This window comes from Mesorhizobium sp. M1403 (assembly GCF_040317695.1).
Classification (GTDB): Bacteria; Pseudomonadota; Alphaproteobacteria; order Rhizobiales; family Rhizobiaceae; genus Mesorhizobium.
Window position 1 is genome coordinate 479,231 of the sequence record NZ_JAMYKY010000001.1, and the last position, 22,261, is coordinate 501,491.

Annotated in this window: 22 protein-coding genes; 11 read left to right on the forward strand and 11 right to left on the reverse strand. The window is 62.5% G+C overall.

Translation table 11 applies throughout. From position 1 onward, the window contains the following. Positions 1 to 29: 29 nt before the first annotated feature. Complete coding sequence (locus NKH01_RS02450; RefSeq protein ID WP_353018790.1) at positions 30 to 1,514, forward strand: hypothetical protein; 1,485 nt, start codon at positions 30 to 32, stop codon at positions 1,512 to 1,514. A gap of 66 nt (positions 1,515 to 1,580) precedes the next feature. Here NKH01_RS02450 and NKH01_RS02455 read toward each other — a convergent pair whose 3' ends face one another. After that, positions 1,581 to 1,880 (reverse strand): DUF3572 domain-containing protein, encoded by a 300-nt coding sequence (locus NKH01_RS02455; RefSeq protein ID WP_292657779.1) that lies wholly within the window; start codon positions 1,878 to 1,880, stop codon positions 1,581 to 1,583. Between the two features lie 173 nt (positions 1,881 to 2,053). Here NKH01_RS02455 and NKH01_RS02460 point away from each other — a divergent pair, with 173 nt between their 5' ends. The 8 genes from NKH01_RS02460 to NKH01_RS02495 all read left to right on the forward strand — a co-directional run bounded on the left by NKH01_RS02460 (position 2,054) and on the right by NKH01_RS02495 (position 10,584). Then, positions 2,054 to 2,470 (forward strand): response regulator, encoded by a 417-nt coding sequence (locus tag NKH01_RS02460; RefSeq protein WP_348625950.1) that lies wholly within the window; start codon positions 2,054 to 2,056, stop codon positions 2,468 to 2,470. 33 nt (positions 2,471 to 2,503) lie between these two features. Further along, positions 2,504 to 3,877 carry a PleD family two-component system response regulator gene (locus tag NKH01_RS02465; protein ID WP_352586987.1) on the forward strand — a complete coding sequence of 458 codons (1,374 nt, stop codon included), beginning with the start codon at positions 2,504 to 2,506 and terminating at the stop codon, positions 3,875 to 3,877. 464 nt (positions 3,878 to 4,341) lie between these two features. Beyond that, on the forward strand, positions 4,342 to 5,076 hold the full coding sequence (locus NKH01_RS02470) for a FadR/GntR family transcriptional regulator (RefSeq protein WP_353018791.1): 735 nt from the start codon (positions 4,342 to 4,344) through the stop codon (positions 5,074 to 5,076). Further along, positions 5,073 to 6,260: a PLP-dependent transferase gene (locus NKH01_RS02475; RefSeq protein WP_352586992.1), complete on the forward strand. Its 1,188-nt coding sequence runs from the start codon at positions 5,073 to 5,075 to the stop codon at positions 6,258 to 6,260. The genes NKH01_RS02470 and NKH01_RS02475 overlap by 4 nt, the downstream gene beginning before the upstream one ends. Before the next feature lie 30 nt (positions 6,261 to 6,290). Then, on the forward strand, positions 6,291 to 7,568 hold the full coding sequence (locus NKH01_RS02480) for an ABC transporter substrate-binding protein (RefSeq protein ID WP_023720111.1): 1,278 nt from the start codon (positions 6,291 to 6,293) through the stop codon (positions 7,566 to 7,568). A 172-nt stretch (positions 7,569 to 7,740) separates the two neighbouring features. After that, the gene (locus NKH01_RS02485; RefSeq protein ID WP_352789180.1) at positions 7,741 to 8,664 is read left to right on the forward strand and encodes a carbohydrate ABC transporter permease; all 924 of its coding nucleotides are present in this window, start codon (positions 7,741 to 7,743) and stop codon (positions 8,662 to 8,664) included. Next, a complete protein-coding gene (locus tag NKH01_RS02490; protein ID WP_352587001.1) occupies positions 8,664 to 9,512 on the forward strand; it encodes a carbohydrate ABC transporter permease in 849 nt (282 codons plus the stop codon). The genes NKH01_RS02485 and NKH01_RS02490 overlap by 1 nt, the downstream gene beginning before the upstream one ends. A 4-nt stretch (positions 9,513 to 9,516) precedes the next feature. Then, positions 9,517 to 10,584 carry an ABC transporter ATP-binding protein gene (locus NKH01_RS02495; protein ID WP_353018794.1) on the forward strand — a complete coding sequence of 356 codons (1,068 nt, stop codon included), beginning with the start codon at positions 9,517 to 9,519 and terminating at the stop codon, positions 10,582 to 10,584. Positions 10,585 to 10,652: 68 nt separating this feature from the next. On the opposite strand, the gene rpmG is transcribed toward NKH01_RS02495, so the two are convergent. The 8 genes from rpmG to topA all read right to left on the reverse strand — a co-directional run bounded on the left by rpmG (position 10,653) and on the right by topA (position 19,462). Then, positions 10,653 to 10,820, reverse strand: a complete 168-nt coding sequence (rpmG, locus tag NKH01_RS02500) for a 50S ribosomal protein L33 (protein WP_006201775.1) — start codon at positions 10,818 to 10,820, stop codon at positions 10,653 to 10,655. A gap of 269 nt (positions 10,821 to 11,089) precedes the next feature. After that, on the reverse strand, positions 11,090 to 11,458 hold the full coding sequence (locus NKH01_RS02505) for a YybH family protein (protein ID WP_353018796.1): 369 nt from the start codon (positions 11,456 to 11,458) through the stop codon (positions 11,090 to 11,092). 51 nt (positions 11,459 to 11,509) lie between these two features. Continuing rightward, positions 11,510 to 11,971, reverse strand: coding sequence for a YqfO family protein (locus tag NKH01_RS02510; protein ID WP_352530866.1), 462 nt, complete (start codon positions 11,969 to 11,971; stop codon positions 11,510 to 11,512). Between the two features lie 110 nt (positions 11,972 to 12,081). Next, on the reverse strand, positions 12,082 to 13,257 hold the full coding sequence (locus NKH01_RS02515) for an MFS transporter (RefSeq protein WP_353018798.1): 1,176 nt from the start codon (positions 13,255 to 13,257) through the stop codon (positions 12,082 to 12,084). A gap of 16 nt (positions 13,258 to 13,273) precedes the next feature. Then, complete coding sequence (locus NKH01_RS02520; RefSeq protein WP_353018800.1) at positions 13,274 to 14,008, reverse strand: NUDIX hydrolase; 735 nt, start codon at positions 14,006 to 14,008, stop codon at positions 13,274 to 13,276. A 73-nt stretch (positions 14,009 to 14,081) separates the two neighbouring features. Next, entirely contained in the window at positions 14,082 to 14,534 is a 453-nt protein-coding gene (locus NKH01_RS02525; protein ID WP_353018802.1) for a DUF983 domain-containing protein, read from the reverse strand. Beyond that, complete coding sequence (gene rnr, locus NKH01_RS02530; RefSeq protein WP_502912587.1) at positions 14,534 to 16,840, reverse strand: ribonuclease R; 2,307 nt, start codon at positions 16,838 to 16,840, stop codon at positions 14,534 to 14,536. Before rnr ends, NKH01_RS02525 begins: the two co-directional genes overlap by 1 nt. Before the next feature lie 6 nt (positions 16,841 to 16,846). Then, entirely contained in the window at positions 16,847 to 19,462 is a 2,616-nt protein-coding gene (gene topA, locus NKH01_RS02535; protein ID WP_353018804.1) for a type I DNA topoisomerase, read from the reverse strand. Between the two features lie 76 nt (positions 19,463 to 19,538). Between topA and NKH01_RS02540 the strand changes: the two genes are divergently transcribed. Then, a complete protein-coding gene (locus NKH01_RS02540) occupies positions 19,539 to 19,766 on the forward strand; it encodes a hypothetical protein (protein ID WP_023720101.1) in 228 nt (75 codons plus the stop codon). A gap of 142 nt (positions 19,767 to 19,908) precedes the next feature. On the opposite strand, the gene NKH01_RS02545 is transcribed toward NKH01_RS02540, so the two are convergent. Next, positions 19,909 to 20,286: a COG4315 family predicted lipoprotein gene (locus tag NKH01_RS02545; RefSeq protein ID WP_353018805.1), complete on the reverse strand. Its 378-nt coding sequence runs from the start codon at positions 20,284 to 20,286 to the stop codon at positions 19,909 to 19,911. A gap of 197 nt (positions 20,287 to 20,483) precedes the next feature. Between NKH01_RS02545 and NKH01_RS02550 the strand changes: the two genes are divergently transcribed. Further along, positions 20,484 to 21,230, forward strand: coding sequence for a cytochrome c biogenesis CcdA family protein (locus NKH01_RS02550; protein WP_023720100.1), 747 nt, complete (start codon positions 20,484 to 20,486; stop codon positions 21,228 to 21,230). A 66-nt stretch (positions 21,231 to 21,296) separates the two neighbouring features. Here the strand turns inward: NKH01_RS02550 and NKH01_RS02555 are convergent, their stop codons facing one another. After that, the gene (locus NKH01_RS02555; protein WP_353018807.1) at positions 21,297 to 22,190 is read right to left on the reverse strand and encodes an SDR family oxidoreductase; all 894 of its coding nucleotides are present in this window, start codon (positions 22,188 to 22,190) and stop codon (positions 21,297 to 21,299) included. Positions 22,191 to 22,261: the final 71 nt, after the last annotated feature.

The window sequence follows — 22,261 nt, forward strand, 5'->3', positions numbered from 1 at the left end:
TTGACGGCCGCGAATAAGTGAGGATCGACATGAAGCGCGTTTTGCCACTTGTTTTACTGCTTGCCTGCAGCGGACCGGCCTTCGGCCAAGCGATCGACAGGCAAGGGGCGAAGCAGCTTTCCGACGATCTGGCGCGCTATATCGGAAAGAAGCTGTTCGATATCGGGTTCGTGAAAATTTCAGTCGACGGCGATGCCTACAAGCTCGCATTCGACTTCAAGCCAGTCACGGATTTGATGGCAAAGCAGCAAGCCTTCAAGTTCGACATCACGCCTTACTTCATCTTGGTCAAGCCGCGCAAAGATGGACACTGGGACGTTTCGGCGGACGTGTCCCCGAAGGGGTCTATCGATTTCGTTGGCCCTGAGGGGGCGCAGCACATCGACTTCTCCGTGTCGGACAACAAGTTCACCGGAGTTTATGACCCCGACCTGGCCGCTTTCGCGAGCGCAACCGGTTCGATGGCTGGCATGACGATGACCACCCGAGAGCCCAAGCAGCAGGCGGATGTCACGGTCGGTCCTGGCACTGCCGTAATAGTTTCGACCAAATCCGCAAACGGCGGCGTCGATTTCACGGTGACGGAAAAAATAACGAACTTCGCCGAAACGATCAAAGTCAACGATCCCAAAAGTGGGTTGAGTTTTCCGGCTGCTGTAAAAGCGCCTGAACTTTCCGTGGATGCGGCCGGCAAGGGTTTGCGGACAAAGCCGCTGCTCGACCTGCTTGCTTTCATCGTGGCGACTGATGATGCAGCCAAATTCAAGGCGGATGGGGCGGAGTTCAAATCGCTTCTGACGGCAGCACTGCCGTTGTGGGAGCGGATCGACGGCACCTACGGCTTCAAGGACCTTGTGGTGGAGAGTCCGGTCGGCAAGTTCGGTGCGACGCAACTGAATACCGCTGTCGGCATGGACGGCATCGCCAAGGAAGGCAAGATCAACTACGCGTTCAAGGTTTCCGGCCTGACAATACCGCAGCAGGTGCTGCCCAGCTGGAGCGTTGCGTTGCTGCCGACGGATATCGACCTCAACTTCGGCGGCGCCAACATCGATCTGGACAGCATGGCGAAGAAAACCATCGAAACCCTTGATTTCAGCAAGGATCCACCGCTGCCGGCAGATTTCGGCAACCAGATCTCCGCCGATTTCCTGGCCAAGACGCCAAAGGCCATTCTCGGACACAGCACGATCAAGAACGGCAACATCGAGATTGCGATGGAAGGCGAGATGACCCTCCCCGGCAAGAAGCCGCGTGCAGACGTGACAATCGACATCACCGGCTACGACAAGATCGTGGAGACCTTGCAGACGGCGGCGAAGACGGACCCGCAGGCCGCGCAGTATTTTACCGGCGCGCTGGCGATCAAAGGGTTCGGCAAGACGCTGCCGGACGGCCGGCTTGAATGGGTGATCAACACCAAAGCCGACGGTTCGGTGACGGTCAACGGCGCCATGCTGAAGCCGGCCGACCCCGTTGGGACGGACAACAGTGGGGAAGAGGCAACGCCATAAAGCACCAGCAGCGGCCCATCGTCGGCGGCAGGTTCTTCGATCTGCCCGCAGTCTCGGGATCGTCGCCTATATCGAATGCTCATGATTGTCGTCGCCGAGCGGCAGCGCCCGCAACGCCTTGCCCACTGCGGCGGGTGGCGTTCCGGTCTCCTCGGAAAAACGCATCAGCGTCGGCTCGTGGGCGAGGATGAACTGCAGCACGCCGGCCAGGAATCCCGGCTCGCCGGCCGCCCGGCGGATGGAATGCGCCTCGATGCCGGTGATCGCCAGGAAGCGGGGCAGGAGTTCCGGATCGGCGGCGACGAAGCCCAATGCCTTTACGGCAATGGTTTCGGCTTCCTCGCGCATTGACGCTGCGTTTGCCATCGCTACCTTCCTTCGTGGGCGAAATAGTTTTGTTTTTCGCAGTAGTGGCAAGTGTTATCGGCAGCAAGCTCGCCGACCTGGAATCCGAACACTTTTCGGGCGGCCGGTTTCCGTTTCGTCAATCATATTGCCGTATAGTGGGAACAGGTTTGGTGCGTGCCGACAAGGGGCGCATGACGGCACCCTTCGAGTGGAAGGCCAGCCGGGACGGGAAATCGATGCCTAAAAAGGTTATGATCGTCGAGGACAACGAGCTCAACATGAAGCTCTTTCGCGACCTGATCGAAGCGAGCGGCTACGAGACGGTGCGTACACGCAACGGCCTGGAAGCGCTGGATCTGGCGCGGCAGCACAGGCCGGACCTCATCCTGATGGACATCCAGCTGCCCGAAGTGTCCGGCCTCGAGGTGACCAAATGGTTGAAGGAGGACGATGATCTCCACGTCATCCCGGTCATCGCCGTCACCGCCTTCGCGATGAAGGGCGACGAGGAGCGCATTCGCCAGGGCGGCTGCGAGGCATATATCTCCAAGCCGATCTCCGTGCCGCGTTTCATCGAAACGATCAAATCCTACCTGGGCGATGCCTGATGTATCTTTCCAGCCGAGCCGGAGCTTTGTGAAATGACCGCGCGGATCCTCGTCGTCGACGACATCCCAGCAAATGTCAGGCTGCTGGAGGTTCGGCTGCTTGCCGAATATTTCGAGGTTCTGACCGCCACCAACGGGCCGGATGCGATCGAGATCTGCGAAAACGGCAAGGTCGACGTCGTGCTGCTCGACGTGATGATGCCTGACATGGACGGGTTCGAGGTCTGCCGGCGGCTGAAGGGCGACCCGGCGACATCGCACATCCCGGTCGTGATGATCACCGCGCTCGACCAGGTTTCGGACCGGGTGCGCGGCCTCGAAGCCGGCGCCGACGATTTTTTGACCAAGCCAGTCAACGATCTGCAGCTGATGACGCGCGTCAAGAGCCTGGTCAGGCTGAAGTCGCTGACCGACGAGCTGCGGCTGCGCGCCTCGACGACGCGCAATATCGGCATCGAGGAGCTGTTGAGCCGCAACTTCGCGGCCGACGACGCGGTGCCGAAGGTGCTGCTGGTCGATGAGCGCAAATCCTCCTTCGAGCGCATCCAGAAGATGCTGCGCGGCAGTGCCGATCTCGACGTCGCCACCGATCCGCATGCCGGTTTCTTTCAGGCTGCCGAGTTGCCCTACGAATGCGTGATGATTTCGACGGCCTTCGCCGATTTCGACCCGCTGAGGCTCTGCTCGCAATTGCGCTCGCTCGATCGCACCCGTTTCCTGCCAATCATCCTTCTGGCGGACGAGGGCGAGGAGGGGCGCATCATCCGCGGCCTCGAACTCGGCATCAACGACTATCTGATGCGGCCGATCGACCAGCAGGAGCTGACCGCGCGGCTGCGCACGCAGGTGCGCCGCAAGCGCTACAACGACCAGCTTCGCGCCAGCGTCACCCAGACCATCGAGATGGCGGTGACCGATGCCCTGACCGGCCTGCACAACCGCCGCTATCTCGACAGCCATCTGCAGACGCTGTTCGACCGGGCCGTGGCACGGCGCCGGCCGCTGTCGGTGATGATCACCGATCTGGACCGCTTCAAGACCATCAACGATGCGCATGGCCATGACGGCGGCGATGACGTGCTGCGCGAATTCGCCCGGCGGTTGCGCAAGAATGTGCGCGGCATCGACCTTGCCTGCCGCTTCGGTGGCGAGGAGTTCGTCGTGGTGATGCCGGACACGGACGGTGCGGTAGCCGAAAAGGTCGCCGAGCGCATTCGCGCCGAAATCGCCCAACTGCCGTTTGCCGTCGGCGCAGAAGGAAAGGCCATCGAAGTCACCGTCAGTGTCGGCGTGTCGTCGGTGCTGAAAGGGGTGGACACGGTCGCGGCGCTAATGAAACGCGCCGACCTCGCGCTCTACGAGGCCAAGAGCGGCGGCCGCAATCGCGTCGTCGCCAAGGCGGCATAGCCCGGACACCAATTAGCCAGTCAACGCGACAAGGTTACGAATTTACCTTAATCCAAGCGATTTGCGAGGCTTGGTTAAGAAACTGTTGATTTTCCTAAGTTGGTGCGCAAATGTGCAGCCCTTAGACGTAACCGGCACGAGGCTAGATCGCCGGTTCGACCCGAAGAATACCCCATGATGCTCAGGTCCGCCGCATCTCCTGGGTCCGTGGGGTCGGCCGGCCGGCGCTGGCACATAGTGGCCTCCTCGTACCGCTGCCAAACGCCGGCCGGCCCCCAATTTCAAAACACATCAGGACTCTGCGTCAGCATCCAGAAAATGCTGGCTTTTTGTCGTGGCAGGTAGGCCGCCTTTTGATCAGCACGCTGGGGGCGGTACGCATGTGCCTGCAGCCGATTGACAGAGTCTGTCTTCTATGCAGAAATTGGTTGGACCATTGAGCCATTTTTTGGTGACCCGTTGGCATGACCGAATTCGGCCTTTCGCCCATACAGGCAACTGCTCGCGACGACGCGGTGCTCAAGGCCCTGGCCGGCTTTGTGATGCGGGAAGCCCTCGGGCCCGGCCAGAGACTGCCGACCGAACGCATCCTTGCCGAGCGCCTCAAGGTGAGCCGCAACACCGTGCGCGAGGCGCTGACGCGCTGGGAAGGGCTCGGCCTGGTCGAGCGGCGGCAAGGCAGCGGCACTTATCTCAAGGGAGTGGTGTCGCTGGACATGCTGCACATGCCGCTGACGCTGGCCGGCGGCAATGATTTCACCAGCCTGATGCAGACGCTGGAAATCCGCCGCGCGCTGGAGGCGGAAGCAGCCGCCCTTTGCGCCGTTCGCGCCGGCCAGCCAGATCTCGTCGAGATCGGGCGCAAGCTCGACATTATGGAGCAGGCCTTCCACACGCGCGCCGGCATGTCGGCGGAGGAGGACTGGGAATTCCACCAGTCGATCTACCGCGCTTCCGGCAATCCGCTGTTCGAGCAGATCATCGCCGCCATGCACGAACTGTTCCACCGTTTCTGGGAACATCCGCTCGGCGTGCGCGACTTCGGCCACGCCAGCTTCCCTTATCACCGCACCATCTTCGAACGCATCGCCGCGCACGATCCGGAGGGAGCCCGGGCCGAGGCGCTGAAGCTGATCGCCACCGTCGAGGACGATCTGAAACGCGGTGCGGCCAAACTCAAACTCTCAGGCCAGAAATGAACGACCATCCCGCCGGTTTCGAAAACGACTATCTCGCCGAGGCTGCGACGCTTCTCGCCCATGATGAGCCTTTTCCCGGCGGTGCGGTGGTCCCGCCGATCTACCAGACTTCGCTCTTCACCTTCGCCAATTATGCCGAGATGGCCGACACATTCGCCGGCAGGCGACGCCAGCCGATCTATTCGCGCGGTGACAACCCGACGGTGATGGAGTTCGAGGCGCGTGTCGCCGCCCTCGAAGGCGCGCAAGCCGCGCGCGGCTTTTCCAGCGGCATGGCAGCGATCAGCGCCACGGTGCTTGCTTTCGTCAGTGCCGGCGAGCGAATGGTCGTCGTGCGCAACTGCTACGGCGATGCCTACCGGCTGTTCGAACGGCTGTTGCCTCGGCTCAACATCAAGGTCGACTACGTCGACGGTTCCGATCCGGACGCGGTCGCCGCAGCACTTCCCGGCGCCAAGCTGCTCTACCTGGAAAGCCCGACGTCGATGATGTTCGAGCTCCAGGACGTAACGCATTTGGCGCGGCTGGCCAAAGAGCAGGGCATCATCACCTCGATCGACAATTCCTGGGCGACGCCGGTGTTCCAGAAGCCGATTTCACACGGTGTCGACCTGGTGCTGCATTCCGCCTCGAAATATCTCGGCGGCCACAGCGACACAGTCGCCGGCGTGGTGGCCGGTTCGGCTGCCCATATCCGACACATCAACGAGCAGACCTATTCCTATCTCGGCGGCAAGCTTTCGCCTTTCGAGGCGTGGCTGTTGCTGCGCGGGCTGCGCACATTGCCGCTGCGGTTGCCGCACCACATGAAGAGCGGGCTGACCATCGCCGAGCGGCTGAAGGCGCATGGCCATGTCGAGCGGGTCAACCACCCGGCCTATTCCAACCATCCAGGCAAGGCGACGCTTGCCGGCTATGCCGGGCTGTTCTCATTCGAAGTGACGGAAGACGTCGACATTCCGGCTTTCGTCGATGCGCTGAAACTCTTTCGCATCGGCGTCAGCTGGGGCGGCCATGAGAGCCTGGTCGTTCCGGCAAAGGCCTCGCTCGAGCAGACGCCGGGCCTGAATTCGATGGCGCGCTTCGGCGTCAGCCCGCGAACCATCCGCTTCAGTGTCGGATTGGAAAGTGTCGAAGACCTGTGGGCGGATGTCGCCCAAGCCTTCGACAGAGCAAAAAGATAAAAGGAGCCGTTCAAAATGGGAGTGCTGAACATGAAAAAACTGAGCATCCTTCTTGGTGCCGTCGCGGGTCTGGCGATTTCCGCCGGCAGCGTGCTGGCCGATTCCACCATCAAGATGGTCGAGGTCATTACCAGTCCGCCGCGTACCGAATTCCTCAAGAAGCAAATCGCCGAGTTCGAGACGGCCAATCCGGGCGTCAAGGTCGAGCTCGTATCGCTGCCTTGGGGCCAGGCGTTCGAGAAGTTCCTCACCATGGTGCAGGCCGGCGACACGCCCGACATCGTCGAGATGCCGGAACGCTGGATGGGCCTCTACGCGACCAACGGCCAGCTCGAGGACCTCGGGCCATACATGGCCAAATGGGACGATGCCAAAACGCTGGGCGAGCGCGCCAAGCAGTTCGGCTCGACGGTCGACAACAAGCAGTACATGATCCCTTACGGCTATTACCTGAACGCGCTGTTCTGGAACAAGAAGCTGTTCAAGGAGGCCGGCCTGGACGGTCCGCCGTCGACGCTCGACGAATTCGTCGAGGACTCCAAGAAGATCTCGGCGATACCGGGCAAATACGGCTACTGCCTGCGCGGTGGCCCGGGCGCTTTCAACGGCATGCACATGTTCATGAACATCGCCGCCGGCAAGGGTGGCTATTTCAACGAGGACGGCACCTCGACCATCAACGAGGAAGGCTCGGTCAAGGGCCTGCAGATGCTCGCCGACATGTACAAGAACGGCCTGGCGCCGAAGGACGCGGTGAGCTGGGGTTTTAACGAGACCGTCACCGGCTTCTATAGCGGCACCTGCGCCATGCTGAACCAGGATCCCGACGCGCTGCTCGGCATCGCCGACAAGATGAGCGCCGACGACTTCGCCGTGGCGCCGATGCCGGTCGGGCCGAGCGGCAAATCCTATCCGACGCTCGGTTATGCCGGCTGGGCGATGTTCGCCAATTCCCAGCACAAGGACGATGCCTGGAAGCTGATGGCGACGCTGTTGTCGCCCAAGGACAATCTGGAATGGGCAAAGGAAGTCGGCGTCATTCCGATCCACAACGGCGCCGACCAGGACGCTCACTTCAGGACCGAGCAGTTCAAGGGCTGGTTCGAAGAACTGAACAACGGCGACAAATACGAGATGGTGACGCCGCCGACGCATCTGGAAAACCTCGGCAATTTCGTCGACCAGGTGGCGATCAAGAATTTTCAGGAAGTGCTGCTTGGCCAGAAAGCGGCCAAGGACGTGGCCGACGAATGGGCCAAGTTCCTGACCAAAGAACAGCAGGACTGGCTGGCCAAGAACAAGAAATAGCTTTTCTTCCTTCTCCCCGTTCACGGGGAGAAGGTGTCACGAAGTGACGGATGAGGGGCGGCGCCAACCCGTCGTGGCTCGTGCTGCCTCTCATCTGCCTGCCGGCATCTTTTCACCGTAACGGGGAGAAGGGCGCTGTCCTCGACGCTGCTCAGGAGACAATCCAGCACCAATGACCTATGCCGTGTCCGAAATACGACCTGCCGGCAAGCCACGACGCAAGCGGCTGTCTCACGCCGCAATCGAACCCTGGCTCTATCTCAGCCCGGCGATCGTGCTGCTGGTCGTCGTGCTCCTGGTGCCGCTGGTCATCGGTATCGGCTACTCGTTCCGCAAGTTCTCGGCATTCAAATCCGAATATGTCGGGCTTGGGCAGTATCAGGCGATGCTGTCGGATCCCGTGCTCGGGCAGGCGCTTGTCAATACGCTGTGGTGGACGGCAGCCAGCCTGTTCTTCCAATTCTTCCTCGGCCTTGGCCTGGCGCTGCTGCTCGACACGCCGTTCCGGGGCAGAAAGATCGTGCAGGCGGTGGTCTTCCTGCCCTGGGCGGTGCCGTCCTTCCTCTCGGGCCTGACCTGGGCCTGGCTGTTCAATCCGATCATCGGGCCGCTGCCCCACTGGCTCTATGCATTGGGGCTGAAAGCCGAGCCGACCAACGTGCTCTCCGATCCCTCGACAGCCATGTGGGGGCCGATCGTCGCCAATGTCTGGTTCGGCATTCCCTTTTTTGCCATCACGCTTTTGGCGGCGTTGAAGTCGATACCCTCGGAATTGCATGAGGCGGCGGCGATCGACGGCGCCTCGCCGTGGCAGCGCTTCACCAAGGTGACGCTGCCGTTCCTGGCGCCGACCATCGTCATCACCGTCATGCTGCGCACGATATGGATCGCCACCTTCGCCGACCTGATCTTCGTCATGACCGAAGGCGGGCCTGCCGGTTCGACCGCCACAGTGCCGGTCTATATCTATGTCAGCGCGTTCAAGTCGCTGGACAAGGGCTATGCCTCCGCGGTGGCGGTGCTGCTGCTTGCGCTGCTCATCGTCTATGCGATTGCACTGATCGGCATCCGCCGCTCGCTGGTGAGGCACGTCTGATGATTGCCGGACGCTCCGTCTCCTCGCGCGTTCTCGGCGGCATCGGCCTTTACGGCGCCATCGCCGCCTATATGGCCTTTGCGCTGTTCCCGATCTTCTGGACGTTGAAGATCTCGGTCACGCCGGAGCGGCTGCTCTATTCCGAAGGCATCACTTTCTGGCCGTCGCAAACGACGCTGCAGAACTTCGTCACCGTGCTGGAAGCAACCGATTTCCCGCGCTATTTCCTGAACAGCGTTATCGTTTCGGTGTCGACGGCAGCCTTCGTAACGGTCATTGCCACGCTGGCCGGCTACGCCATGTCGCGATTTTCCTTCCGTGGCAAGGCGACCCTGGCCATCCTGCTTCTGCTCACCCAGACCTTCCCTCTGGTGATGGTCATTCCGCCGATCTACCGCATCATGGGGCAGATCGGTCTCATCAACAGCCTGACCGGGCTCGTCATCATCTACACCGCCTTCAATACGGCCTTTGCGACCTTCCTGATGCAATCCTTCTTCGACGGCATCCCGCGGGACCTGGAAGAGGCGGCGATGATCGACGGCTGCACGCGTCTGCAGGCGATGCGCAAGGTGATCGTGCCGCTGACGCTGCCCGGCATGGGCGCGACGCTCGGCTTCGTCTTTACCGCCGCCTGGAGTGAGTTGCTGTTTGCGCTGATGCTGATTTCCAGCGACGACCAGAAGACCTTCGCGGTCGGCCTGCTCACCTATATCGGCAAATTCGCGGTCGACTGGGGGCAGATGATGGCCGCTTCCATCCTGGCGCTGATCCCGGTCTGCATGTTCTTTGCCTTCCTGCAACGCTACCTCGTCACCGGCCTTACCGCTGGTGCCGTCAAGGGATAGATCGATGGCCTCCGTCACTCTCGACAAAGTCCGCAAAGACTATGGAGCCGTGCGCGTCCTGCACGCGGTCGATCTCGAAATCGCCGACGGCGAGTTCGTCGTCCTGGTTGGGCCATCCGGCTGCGGGAAATCGACCCTGCTGCGCATGATCGCCGGGCTGGAGGAGGTCTCCGACGGCGAAATCCATATTGGCGAGCGCCTGGTCAACGACATCGCGCCAAAGGACCGCGACATTGCCATGGTATTCCAGTCCTACGCGCTCTATCCGCATATGGACGTGTCGAAGAACATGGGTTTCAGCCTGATGCTGAGGAAGGCCGGCAAGCCGGCGATCGATGCAAGGGTGGACGGTGCCGCCAAGCGGCTCGGGCTCGATGCGCTTCTGCAACGCTTGCCGCGGCAATTGTCCGGCGGCCAGCGTCAGCGCGTCGCCATGGGCCGGGCCATCGTCCGCGACCCGAAAGTCTTTCTCTTCGACGAGCCGCTTTCGAACCTCGATGCCAAGCTGCGCGTCCATATGCGTGCCGAGATCAAGGCGCTGCACCAGCAATTGAAGACCTCTTCGGTCTATGTCACCCATGACCAGATCGAAGCAATGACAATGGCCGACCGTATCGTCGTCATGCATGACGGCCTCGTCCAGCAAGTCGGTGCGCCGCTCGATCTGTATGACCGGCCGGTCAACATGTTCGTCGCCGGGTTCATCGGCTCGCCCGGCATGAATTTCCTGCCTGCCGTGGTTGAAAAGACCGCCAAGTCGGATGCCGTACTGGCCGACGGCCAGAAGCTGCGGCTGCCGGACGGGTTGCCGCTCAGGGATGGCGATGCGATCACCGTCGGCTTACGGCCGGAGCATATCCGGCTTGCCGACAATGGCGCGCTGAAAGGCGAGGTGGGCGTAGTGGAGCCGCTCGGCCTGTCGACTCAATTCTACACCAAGCTTGCCGGCCAGCAGGTGTGCGTCTTCGCCATGGGTCGGGCCAGTGTGAAACCGGGTGAGGCCGTGCGCCTGTCGGCCGACCCGGCGTCGCTGCATCTGTTCGATCCGGCAAGCGGTGATCGCATCGGCTAGTCCTGCATCCCCGAAACGAAAAACGCCGCCCGGAAGGCGGCGTTTCGGTACTGCGAGAGAAAACCGGATTACTTGATCTTGGTTTCCTTGAACTCGACGTGCTTCTTGGCGACCGGGTCGTATTTGCGGAACGACAGCTTGTCCGTCTTGGTGCGGCTGTTCTTGCTGGTCACGTAGAAGAAACCGGTGTCGGCGGTCGACAGAAGCTTGATCTTGATGTTTGCGGCTTTGGCCATGATGTTCGTCCGTTAAATGTTCGTGGAGTTTTGGCCGCTGGAGCACGGGGAAACACCCGGACGCGGGAAACTTGCCGCGACACATAAAGAACGCGCCCGGAAAGTCAACCCTTGTCCAGGTTCTGTGTCGTAAGCAGGCGAGTTGTCGGATTAGGTAGCACGTGAGTTGTCCGGGTTTATTGCCGGCCGAGTGAGGCTGGGGATGAGGCTCCTGTGTGGCTTCGGCCGTCGTAAGCAGGCTCCGGGTGGCGTCTCAGTTTGAATGCCGGCTATGAGTATCGAGCGATGGACGGCTGATCGATCACCCAAAGCCAGTTCCCGTCACTTTGCCGGCGAGCGATTTCCGCAGTCACGGTGCCATCGGCAAGGCGCGTGGACGTAAGCCCCAAATCCCCGTTGACGATAGCCGGACGCTGATCTCCGAGATCAAACTTTCGTCCCGCTGCCACCAACTTAGCGTAAAATCGGCGGATGGCGTCTCTGCCGCAGGCCAACTGTCCGTTGCCGATATCGAGGGTGGCACCGGGTTCGTAAAGAGCAGCCATTCCTTCGGCGTCTCCCGCTTGCTCGCGAGAGACCAATAGCCGCGCCAGATCCTGGGGATCGCTTGCTGGTTTGCGATATGCTTCATCATTCATAGGCAGGCTTCCTGACAGCCAAATTCAAACCGAGATACGACCGGGTTCCGCTCACTCCGCCGCGACGGTTTCCGGCTGCAACGCCTTCTTCCAGTCTCCCGTCGTGTTCCACCAGCGGTTCGGGTTGGCGCGGTCGTCGAGACCCTTGGAGCGGCTGGCAAGCAGTGGCTGAATACGGATCACCGGCTCCTGATAGCTGTGAACCTGGTAAATCGCTTCGACGACGCGAGCGGCGAGCTTCTGGTCGTCGGGCAGTTCGAACGACACCTCGACAGTCCCCGGCCGCCTGCGCAATTCCGTCTCGGCGCCGGCGGCGGCACCTTCAAGCGGCCGATAGCGCTCGATGCCGTCTGCCGACTGAAAGGCATTGCTGTCATACTTGCCCATTCTGAGCGGCGCGATTGCGACCACCGCCTCCATGATGCGGTCGACATCGGCGGCCGGCGCCTGAAAGGTCACCAGCAGCAGCAATTCCATCCGCAGCGATTTCGTTTCAAAGCCACTGTCGATCATCCGAGGTCTCCCTGCTCATGCACTTTGGGGGAGCATATACTCGAGCGCTCCTGACATGGTGGTGTCAGTAGTTAGTCAGCAGTGGGAGCGATGTCGGCAGCGGCGCCGACTCAGAGGATTTTGCGGAGCAGCCTGGTGCCGACCAGCACGATATAGCAGGCGAAGAACAGGCCGAGCGCCCAACCGAAGCCCGAGGGCCCGAAAGCATCCATGCCAATGCCGATTGCCTGCGGGCCAAGCACCATGCCGACACCGTAGCAGAGCACGAAGGCAGCGTTGGCGGAGGCCAATTCGTGGCCGGAAAGCTGCGAGCCGAGATGCGCCAGACCGATTGTGTACATGGCGGCGACCACACCGCCCCAGACAAACAGAAGCGCTGCCATCAAATGCCAGTTCTGCGCGAAGAACGGCATGAAGATTGTGCCGGCAAGCCCGACGGTGGCACAGGCTATCAGCAGATAGCGGCGGTCGCTGACGCGGTCGCTGATCATGCCGATCGGGATTTGCAACAGCACGTTGCCGAGGCCGATCATGGTGAGCAACAGGGCGGCGTCCGCCTCTGAATAGCCGATGCGGTTGCCGTAGACCGGGAACAGTGCAAATCCGCCCGTCTCAACCGCGCCGAACACCAGCACAGCGGCGGTCGCCGTCGGCACCAGCCAGATATAACGCAGGAAATTGCTGGTTTCGCCGTCGGAGACGATCGTTGGGCTTTCGTTGCGCGCCGCCAGGACCGGTATGGCAGCGAGCGTAACCAAGGCGATGGTGACGCCGAAGGGGAGGAAACCGCTGCTGCCGAGATGGGCGAACAGCCATGGCCCGGCGGCAAAGCCGAGTGACAGCACGGTGGCATAGATGCCGAGCACCAGTCCGCGCCGGTGCGGCGGCGCCGAGGTGCTGATCCAGAATTCCGACAGGATGAACAGCACCGTCAGCGCGATATGCAGCAGGACGCGCAGCGGAAACCACATCCAGAAAGCTGGCGCGAAATGGAAACCGACAAAAGCCAGCGCCCCGGCGGCAATCATGGCAAGCATCGTCCAGGCGACGCCGAATCGCATGGCAAGCGGGGTGGCGAGCGGCGCGCCGGCAATCGAGGCGAGGCCTGCGACCGCGGTATTGAGACCGATCATCGACGCGGAATGGCCGCGCATTTCCAGGATCACACTGAGCAGCGGCATGCCAAGGCCGATGGCAATGCCGACGACGCTGATCGACGAGATCGCCGCGACCATCGGCAGCCAGTGTACGCGTTCCTTGCCCTGCGGCTGGGTATCGACTGTCATGGAATGCCTGGCTGCTCTAGAGAATTTCGCGGACGAAGCGATTGCGGACAAGCCGGTAGAACGGCACGGGACCGCCGGGGCTCAGCAGCGGATCCTGGGCGAGCCGCGTTTCCAGCTCCTCCAGGACCGTGCGCGTGATGTCTGGAATATCGACTTGCCTGGCCTTGGCCAGCGGCAGCCAAACGACGTCTTCCAACTCGTTGGTCGGCCCGCCGCCGGGCAGTTCCACGGCGACGTCGTCGCGCCATGCGGCGAGAAAGCGCGTATCGAAGCGGCGCACCCGGTTGGGCGGGGTGATGGCGCGTGCAATGAAGCGCAGCGGTTGCAGTGATGGGATGACGCCGTGTTCGACAAAGCCTTGCCAGTCGCGCATGGCGGTCGCGAAGGTGCCTTTTTGGCCGATCAGCAGGCCGGCCTCCTCATAGGTCTCGCGGATTGCCGACAAGGCAATGGCGCGGGCGCGGGCCGGGCTGGTGCGGCCGATGCCGGCTGTCAATCTCGCTTCTTCGTCAGGATGAAGTGCGCTGGCTACGGGAATTCGGCTGTCGGCCGGATCGGTGCGGCCGCCGGGAAACACGAATTTACCCGGCATGAAGGCATGACGGGCGTGGCGCCGGCCCATCAGCACCAGGAACTCGTCGCCCTTGCGGTCGAGCAGGATCAGCGTCGCGGCGTCGCGCGGGCGTATAGGCTTGGCGTCGAGCGCGATCCGCTCAACCTTGCCGACTTCCGCCTTGGTCATAACGTCCATGCGCTCGACCTAGCGGAATCTTCTCCGATGCGAAAGTGGCGTCCAGCCATGCCGATTTGCGCCAGCCTCGGTCTCAAGCCTCGGGATGCGACTCGATCAGATCTTCTTCACCGCCAAAGCCGTGCATATAAAACGCCCATTGCAGGCCGATGACAGCGCCCTTGACCGGTTGCAGCAGGACGACGGCGAGAATGATGGTCAATGGCACCCAGATGGCAATGTGCTGCCAGGTCGACAGCGTCGAGGTCGCCTCGACACCCATGAAGGCGCCGAGCACGATATGGCCGACAATGACCACCACAAGATAGGCCGGCAGGTCGTCGGCGCGATGGTGGTGAAGTTCCTCGCCGCAGTGACCGCATTTGTCGACGGTCTTGACGAAGGCGCGAAACAGCTTTCCCTCGCCGCAATGCGGGCAGCGGCCGAGCATGCCGCGCTTCATTGCCGGCAATAGTGGCCGGGCGGTCCGGCCCGAGTGATGTTCGCCGCCGAAGACCCGTTCTTCCACCTGCAGTTCTGTTGGCATTACCGTCTCCTGCCGCGTGTGCCTGGACGCGATTGCGACGCCCGGGCGCGGCTTTTGGCCTTATGGAACGACCGTTTGGAGCCGGGCAGCGGCTTTGGCTCGGTCAGCATCTCGAAACGCATCGCACCGGCCATCGGCGCCACCTCGATCAGGCGAACCTCGACGCGATCGGCAAGCTGATAGCCCTTGCCGGTGCGTTCTCCGAAAAGCGATCGAGCAGTTTCGTCGTATATATAGTAGTCGCCGCCCAGGGTTGAAACCGGAATGAAGCCATCCGCCCCATACTGCGGCAATTGGACAAACAGGCCCGATTTGGTGACGCCCGAGATGCGGGCGTCGAAACGGTCGTCGATGCGCTCGGCGAGATAGGCGGCGATCAGCCGGTCGACCGTGTCGCGCTCGGCGGCCATGGCGCGCCGCTCGGTCGCCGAGATCAGCGCCGAGACCTCCTCCAGCCGCTCCGCCTCGTCCTGCGTCAGGCCGCCCGGACCAAGGCCGAGTGCGGCAATCAGCCCACGATGCACAATCAGGTCGGCATATCTGCGGATCGGCGAGGTGAAATGCGCGTAGCGCTTCAGGTTGAGGCCGAAATGGCCGATATTGGCAGGCGAATATTCAGCCTGGCTCTGCGAGCGCAGCACCACTTCGTTGACCAGTCCCTCATTGTCGGCGCCGCGCACGCGAGCGAGGATGCCGTTGAACTGGTTCGGCCGCATCTGCGCACCGCGCGCCAGTGACAGGCCGAGCGTCTGCAGGAATTCGCGCAGCGATTCCTGCTTGGCGAGCGAAGGCGCATCGTGGATGCGGTAGACCAGCGCCTGCCGCTTCGCCTCCAGCGTCTCGGCGGCGGCGACATTGGCCTGGATCATGAACTCTTCGATCAGCTTGTGCGCGTCGAGCCGCTCCGGCACGACGACCTTGTCGACGGTGCCGTCCTGCTTGAGCAGGATCTTGCGCTCCGGCAGATCGAGCTCGAGCGGCTGGCGCGTGTCGCGGCCGCGCTTCAGGATCGCGTAAGCGTCCCATAGCGGCCTCAGCACCGCATCGAGGATCGGGCCAGTCGTGTCGTCCGGTGCGCCGTCGATCGCCGCTTGCGCCTGCTGATACGCGAGTTTCGCCGCCGACTTCATCATGATGCGATGGAAGGAGTGCCTGAGTTTGTGGCCATCAGCCGAGAAAGTCATGCGCACCGCTATCGCCGGACGATCCTGGGCCTCGCGCAGCGAACAGAGGTCGTTCGAGATGCGCTCCGGCAGCATCGGCACGACACGATCGGGGAAATAGACCGAATTGCCGCGCTTCAGCGCTTCGCGGTCGAGCGCCGTGCCATAGCGCACATAGGCGGCGACATCGGCAATGGCGACGGTGACGATCACGCCGCCGGCGTTCGTCTCGTCGGTGTCGGGCATGGCGAACACCGCGTCGTCATGATCCTTGGCGTCGGACGGATCGATGGTGAGCAGCGGCAGCTCGCGCCAATCCTCGCGGCCGGCAAGCGTCGCCGGCTTGACCGCCTCTGCCTCGGCGATGACGTCGGGGGGAAAAATATGCGGAATGTCGTGCGCGTGGATGGCGATCATCGAGACCGCCTTTTCGCTGGTCAAGGAGCCCAATACCGCCAGCACCTTGGCTCTCGGCAGCCCGTAACGGGAGGCCCGCGCCGGCTCGACCTCGACCAGGTCGCCATTCTTGGCGCCGTTCTGGAATTCCTTGTCGACGACCAGCTCCGGCTGGCGCCTTTCCACCGGCTCGATGCGGAACGTGCCGTCCTTCAGCACACGGAAAACGCCGAGAACCGCATCGGTGCGCTTCTCGAAGATCTTCATCACCCGGCCGGTATAGGCCGGGCCTGCCGGATCGTCGGTTGGAAAGGTCTTGGCCAAAACCCGGTCGCCGATGCCAGGCGTCGGGCCATTGCCGCCGCGCGACACGCGGATCGCTATGACCGGAGGTTCGCCATTGCCGATCGCTTCGGTCGGGTGCGCCAGCAGCACGCCGTCGGCGTCGCGGCCAAAGATGTCGAACACCGCGACGTGGGGCAGGGCGCCGACGCGGGCAAGCCGCTTGCGCTCCTTGGTCAGCAGGCCTTCGTCCTGCAAGTCGCGCAACATGTCCTTCAGCCAGATACGGTCTTCGCCGCGCAGCGCGAACGCCTTGGCGATGTCGCGTTTTCCGGCGCGGTCCGGATTTTCTGCGATGTAACGCAGTATCTCGTCACGCGAAGGCCGGTAGTTGTCCCTGACCTTGGCACGGGTATCGGCGGTGCGCAGATCGCCGTGGCTTCTTCCGGAGACTTTGCGCGCCAACCCGTCCTATCCCTTTTTCCTGGCCGCCGGTTTTTTGGCCGCTGCTGGTTTCTTCGCAGGCGCGGCCGCTTTGCGGAACGGCTTTCTGCCGCCATTGCCGCCCTTGGCTTCCTTTTCCGCAATCAGCGCCACCGCATCCTCGACCGTCACCGATTGCGGATCCTTGCCCTTCGGCAGGGTCGCATTGACCTTGCCGAAATTCACATAAGGCCCGTATTTGCCGTCACGCACGACGATCTTGCCGCCGCCGGCAGGATGCTCGCCAAGCTCCTTCAGAGCAGCGGCTGTGCCGCCATTGCGGCCGCCCTTGCCTTTCAATTGCTTCTCGGCGATCACCGAGACGGCGCGATTGAGGCCGATCGAGAACACGTCCTCGATGCTGTCGAGATTGGCGTAGGTGCCGTCATGCAGCACGAACGGCCCGTAGCGCCCCAGCCCGGCCGAAATCATCTTGCCGGATTCCGGATGCTTGCCGACGTCGCGCGGCAGCGACAGCAGGGCGAGCGCCTTTTCGTGATCGATCGAATCGACAGTCCAGCCCTTGGGTAGGCTGGAGCGCTTGGCATCCTTGCCGTCGCCGCGCTGGATATAGGGGCCGAACCGGCCATTGCGCAGCGTGATCTCCTCGGCCGTATAGGGGTCCTTGCCGAGCACCTTGGTGCCGTCTTCGCCGCTGCCGTTCTCGCCATTGGGATTGGCGGCGTCACCGAGCTGGCGGGTGAAGGAGCATTCGGGATAGTTCGAGCAGCCGACGAAGGCGCCGAACTTGCCGAGCTTGAGCGACAGGTTGCCGGTGCCGCATTTCGGGCATATGCGGGGGTTGGAGCCATCCTCGCGCGCGGGAAACACCAGCGGCGCCAGTTCCTCGTTCAACGCATCGAGCACGTCGGTGACGCGCAGCTCCTTGATGTCGGCGACGGCGCCGGAAAAATCCTTCCAGAAATCGCGCAGCACATCCTTCCAGGCTAGCTTGCCGTCGGAGATTTCGTCGAGTTTCTCCTCGAGCGAAGCGGTGAAGTCGTACTCGACATAACGCTCGAAGAAGCTTTCGAGGAAAGCCGACAATAGCCGGCCCTTGGCCTGCGGCACCAGCTTGCGCTTGTCGATGGTGACGTAATCGCGATCCTCGAGCGTCTTGAGGATCGCCGTATAGGTCGACGGGCGGCCAATGCCCAGTTCTTCCAGCTTCTTGATCAGCGACGCCTCGGAATAGCGCGGCGGCGGCTCGGTGGTGTGCTGGGTGGCGTTGATCGCCTCGCGAGTGAGCTGCTCGCCGGCACGGATCTCGGGCAGGCGGCGGCTTTCTTCGTCTTCCGAATCTTCTTCCTTCTGCTCGATGTAAGCGGCAAGGAAGCCGTCGAAGCGAACAACCGAGCCGACAGCACGAAGCTCGGCGGTACGCGAACCGTTGATCGCCTCGATCTCGACCGTGGTGCGCTCGATCTCGGCCGGCTGCATCTGGCTGGCGATGGCGCGTTTCCAGATCATCTCGTAAAGCCGCGCCTGGTCGGCGTCGAGATACTGCCTGACGGAAGCCGGCGTGCGCATGAAATCGGTCGGACGGATCGCTTCGTGCGCCTCCTGGGCATTCTTGGCCTTGGCGGAATAGACGCGCGGCTTTTCAGGCAGGTATTTAGGGCCGAATTCCTTGGCAATCGCATCGCGTGCGGCAGAGATCGCCTCCGGCGCCATCTGCACGCCGTCGGTTCGCATGTAGGTGATCAGGCCGGTGGTCTCGCCGCCGATCTCCATGCCCTCATAAAGCCGCTGCGCCACCTGCATGGTGCGGTTGGCCGAAAAGCCGAGACCCGATGAGGCTGCCTGCTGCAGCGTCGAGGTGGTGAAGGGCGGGCCGGGATTGCGCCTGGTCGGCTTGGCTTCGACCGACACTGCCTTGAAGCTGGCGCCTTCGAGCATCGCTTTGATGTCGTCGGCCTGCGCCTTGTTGGAAATGTCGAGCTTTTGCAGCTTCTTGCGCTCGAAGGCGGTCAGCCGCGCCTCGATATTTTCCTTGCGCGGCGTGCCGAGGATGGCGGCGACCTGCCAGTATTCCTCGCGAATGAAGCGCTCGATCTCGGATTCGCGGTCGCAGACCAGACGCAGTGCCACCGACTGGACGCGGCCGGCCGAGCGGGCGCCGGGCAGCTTGCGCCACAGCACCGGCGACAGCGTGAAGCCGACCAGATAGTCGAGCGCGCGGCGGGCGAGATAGGCATCGACCAGCGGCGCATCGATCTGGCGCGGATTGGCCATCGCCTCCAGCACCGACGCCTTGGTGATGGCATTGAAGACGACGCGGCTGACCGGCTTGTCCTTCAACGCGCGCTTCTGTTTCAGCACTTCCAGGACATGCCAGGAGATCGCTTCGCCCTCACGGTCCGGATCGGTGGCGAGGATCAGCCCGTCGGCGTCCTTGACTGCCTTGGCGATATCGGCGAGACGCTTTCCAGACGCGGTGTCGACGGCCCAGGACATGGCAAAGTCCTCATCCGGGCGCACCGAGCCATCCTTGGCCGGTAGATCGCGGACATGGCCGAACGAGGCCAGAACCTTGTAGTTCTTGCCCAGGTACTTGTTAATTGTCTTCGCCTTGGCCGGCGATTCGACGACGACGACGTCCATACGGTCTCATATCAGTTGTGATGCGGCAGAAGAATTCCGCTGCGCGCGACGAAATCTCATTCAATGTGTCGCTCACATGGCCGCGCTTTTGCATCCGGTCAAGGCCAAGCAGTCAAAATGCGGCCCTGCACCGAATGCGCAACCCAACGGCGCGCCTTGCGATTTCCGCAATCCTGGACAAGGGAAATGGGCAGCCTATCGCTGGACAAACCCGGCAATTGATCCTGGAGAACGGGACAAACTCTCCCGCGGATATAAGAGAAACATCGAGCACGCGCCAGCCCTGCTTGAACAGACGCTGTGAACTGCGCAATATGCAGCCCGGCATTTGCTCGGACAGTCGCACGGAATTGCTGTGCTGAAAAGCTGGCCGCCGGGGTGGTTGGGTCAACGTCCCGGCGACCAGCCGTATTACCGCCTGTTACAGCGGATCAGAGGCTCAAGGCTCAGTCGGCTTTGGCGATATGCCAGACGCCGCCGACGCCCTCGCCGGTGACATCGCCGGCCTTCTTGTCCTTGATGAACGTGTAGAGCGGCTTGCCTTCATAGGCCCACATCCTGCTGCCGTCGGTGCGGTCGACGATCGTCCATTCGCCCTCGGCCTTGGCGTTGGCGTCAGCTTTCAGTGGCGGCCAATTGGCGGCGCATTTGTCGTAGCAATTCGACTTGCCGGCCTCGTCCTTGTCATAGGTGTAGAGCGTCATGCCGCTGGCGTCGGTGTAGATCTTGGTGCCGCCGACTTCTGCTTCCTTCCACGCCTCGGCGGCGTAGGACACGACGGTGCCGAGCAAAAGCGCGGCCATGCCGATTGCGATCGTTTTCATGGACTTCTCCTTGGATGATTCGAAAAAGCGCGCGGAACAACGCGCTTCGTTTGATCAACGCTGCCTGGCGGCCCTTTCTTCCCGGGCTGTTTTCCATAGATCCAGGCGAGGGCGACGACTTGCTGGGGCCACGCGATGGTGATTGGCGGATGGCCGTTGTCGCGGCTATATGGCTGCGCAGTCATCGGGAGACGGAAATGGCATTGGACGTCGGCTATGTCAGCGCGATCGGGGCGGGAGCGATTTCGTTCCTGTCACCTTGCGTGCTGCCGTTGGTACCGCCCTATCTGTGCTACATGGCCGGCGTGTCGGTCGACGATTTCCGCGGCGAAGCCGGCATTGCGGCAAAGGCTGGCGCGCGAGGCGCGCTGGTTAATTCCTCCATCGCCTTCGTGCTCGGCTTCTCGACCGTCTTCGTCGCGTTGGGCGCCGGCGCCTCCACTATCGGCCATCTGCTACGGGTCTGGCAGGAGCCGCTGGCAATGGCGGCCGGAGTGCTGATCATCCTGATGGGGCTGAATTTCCTCGGCGTATTGCGCATCCCTTTGCTTTCACGCGAGGCGCGCTTCCAGTCACAAGGCAAGCCGGCCAGCCTGATCGCCGCTTACGTCATGGGCTTGGCCTTTGCCTTTGGCTGGACGCCCTGCATCGGCCCGGTGCTGGGGCCGATCCTGACGCTTGCCGGCGGCCGCGAGACGGTGGGCGAGGGCGCGCTGCTGCTTGCCGCCTACTCGCTCGGCCTCGGCATACCGTTCCTGGTCGCGGCGCTGTTTTCCGGCGCCTTCATGCGCTTTCTCGGGAAATTCCGCGTCCATCTCGGCCGCGTCGAAAAAGCCATCGGCGCGCTGCTGGTCGTGGCCGGCGTGTTTTTCCTGACCGGCGGCGTGCAGGCGGCGTCCTATTGGTTGCTCGAGAATTTTCCGGTGCTGGGGCAATTGGGATAGGTTTGCCGCCCGGCCGAGGCGCGAGGCCGTAACTGCGGCACAAGGTACCACAGCTAGGTGGTCCGTTCAGCCTCCGAAATAGCTTGGCTGGTCGATATCGACGATGAGCCCGGGTCCGCTCGGCGCCCAGCCCAGCAGCGCGCGGGTTCGCTCGCTTGAAGTCGGGACATCCATCGCCGCGAACATCGTGAACCAGCCAAAATGATCGCCGGCCTCTTCGGCGGACTTGGCGACGACCGGCACGTTCAGGCGCCGGCCGATCACGCCGGCGATGTCCTTGAACGGCACGCCTTCTTCGGCGATCGCGTGATAGCGCCCGCCACCGGCGCCATGCTCGAGCGCAAGCCGGTAGATGCGGGCGGCATCGAACCGATGCACGGCGGGCCAGCGATTGAGCCCTTCGCCGACATAGGCCGACACGCCCTTCTTGCGAGCAAGGTCGATGAGGATCGGAACAAAGGCGTGGTCGCCCTGGCCATGGACCGACGGCGGAAGGCGGACAACCGACGCGCACACCCCGCGTGCCGCCAGCGCGGCGGCTGTCGCTTCGGAGGCGCGGGGATACGAAGCGGAAGCGGGGACAGGCGCATCTTCCTCCGTCGCGATACGGCCCCGCGCCTGGAGCGCGGTTCCGGAGGTGACGAGCAGGGGGCGCTCGGAGCCTTTGAGTGCACCGCCCATCGCCTCGATGGCGCGCCGGTCCATTTCGCAGTTTTGCGCGAACTTCGAAAAGTCATGGTTGAACCCGGTGTGGATCACCGCATCGGCGGCTGCCGCACCCCTGCGCAGGTTCTCCAGGTCTTCGAGGTCGCCTCGATGCACCTCGGCCCCAGTGGCGGCAAGCGACTTGGCCGACGCATTCGAGCGGGCGAGGCCGAGCACCCGATGGCCGACGCCGATGAGTTCTTGAACGACGGCAGAACCGACGAATCCGGTCGCTCCGGTAACGAAAACACGCATCACGACTTCTCCTTGTTCATTTCTGACCACGACCATGTTCGCGGCCCGGTGACGTCGTGATAGGCGCTTGA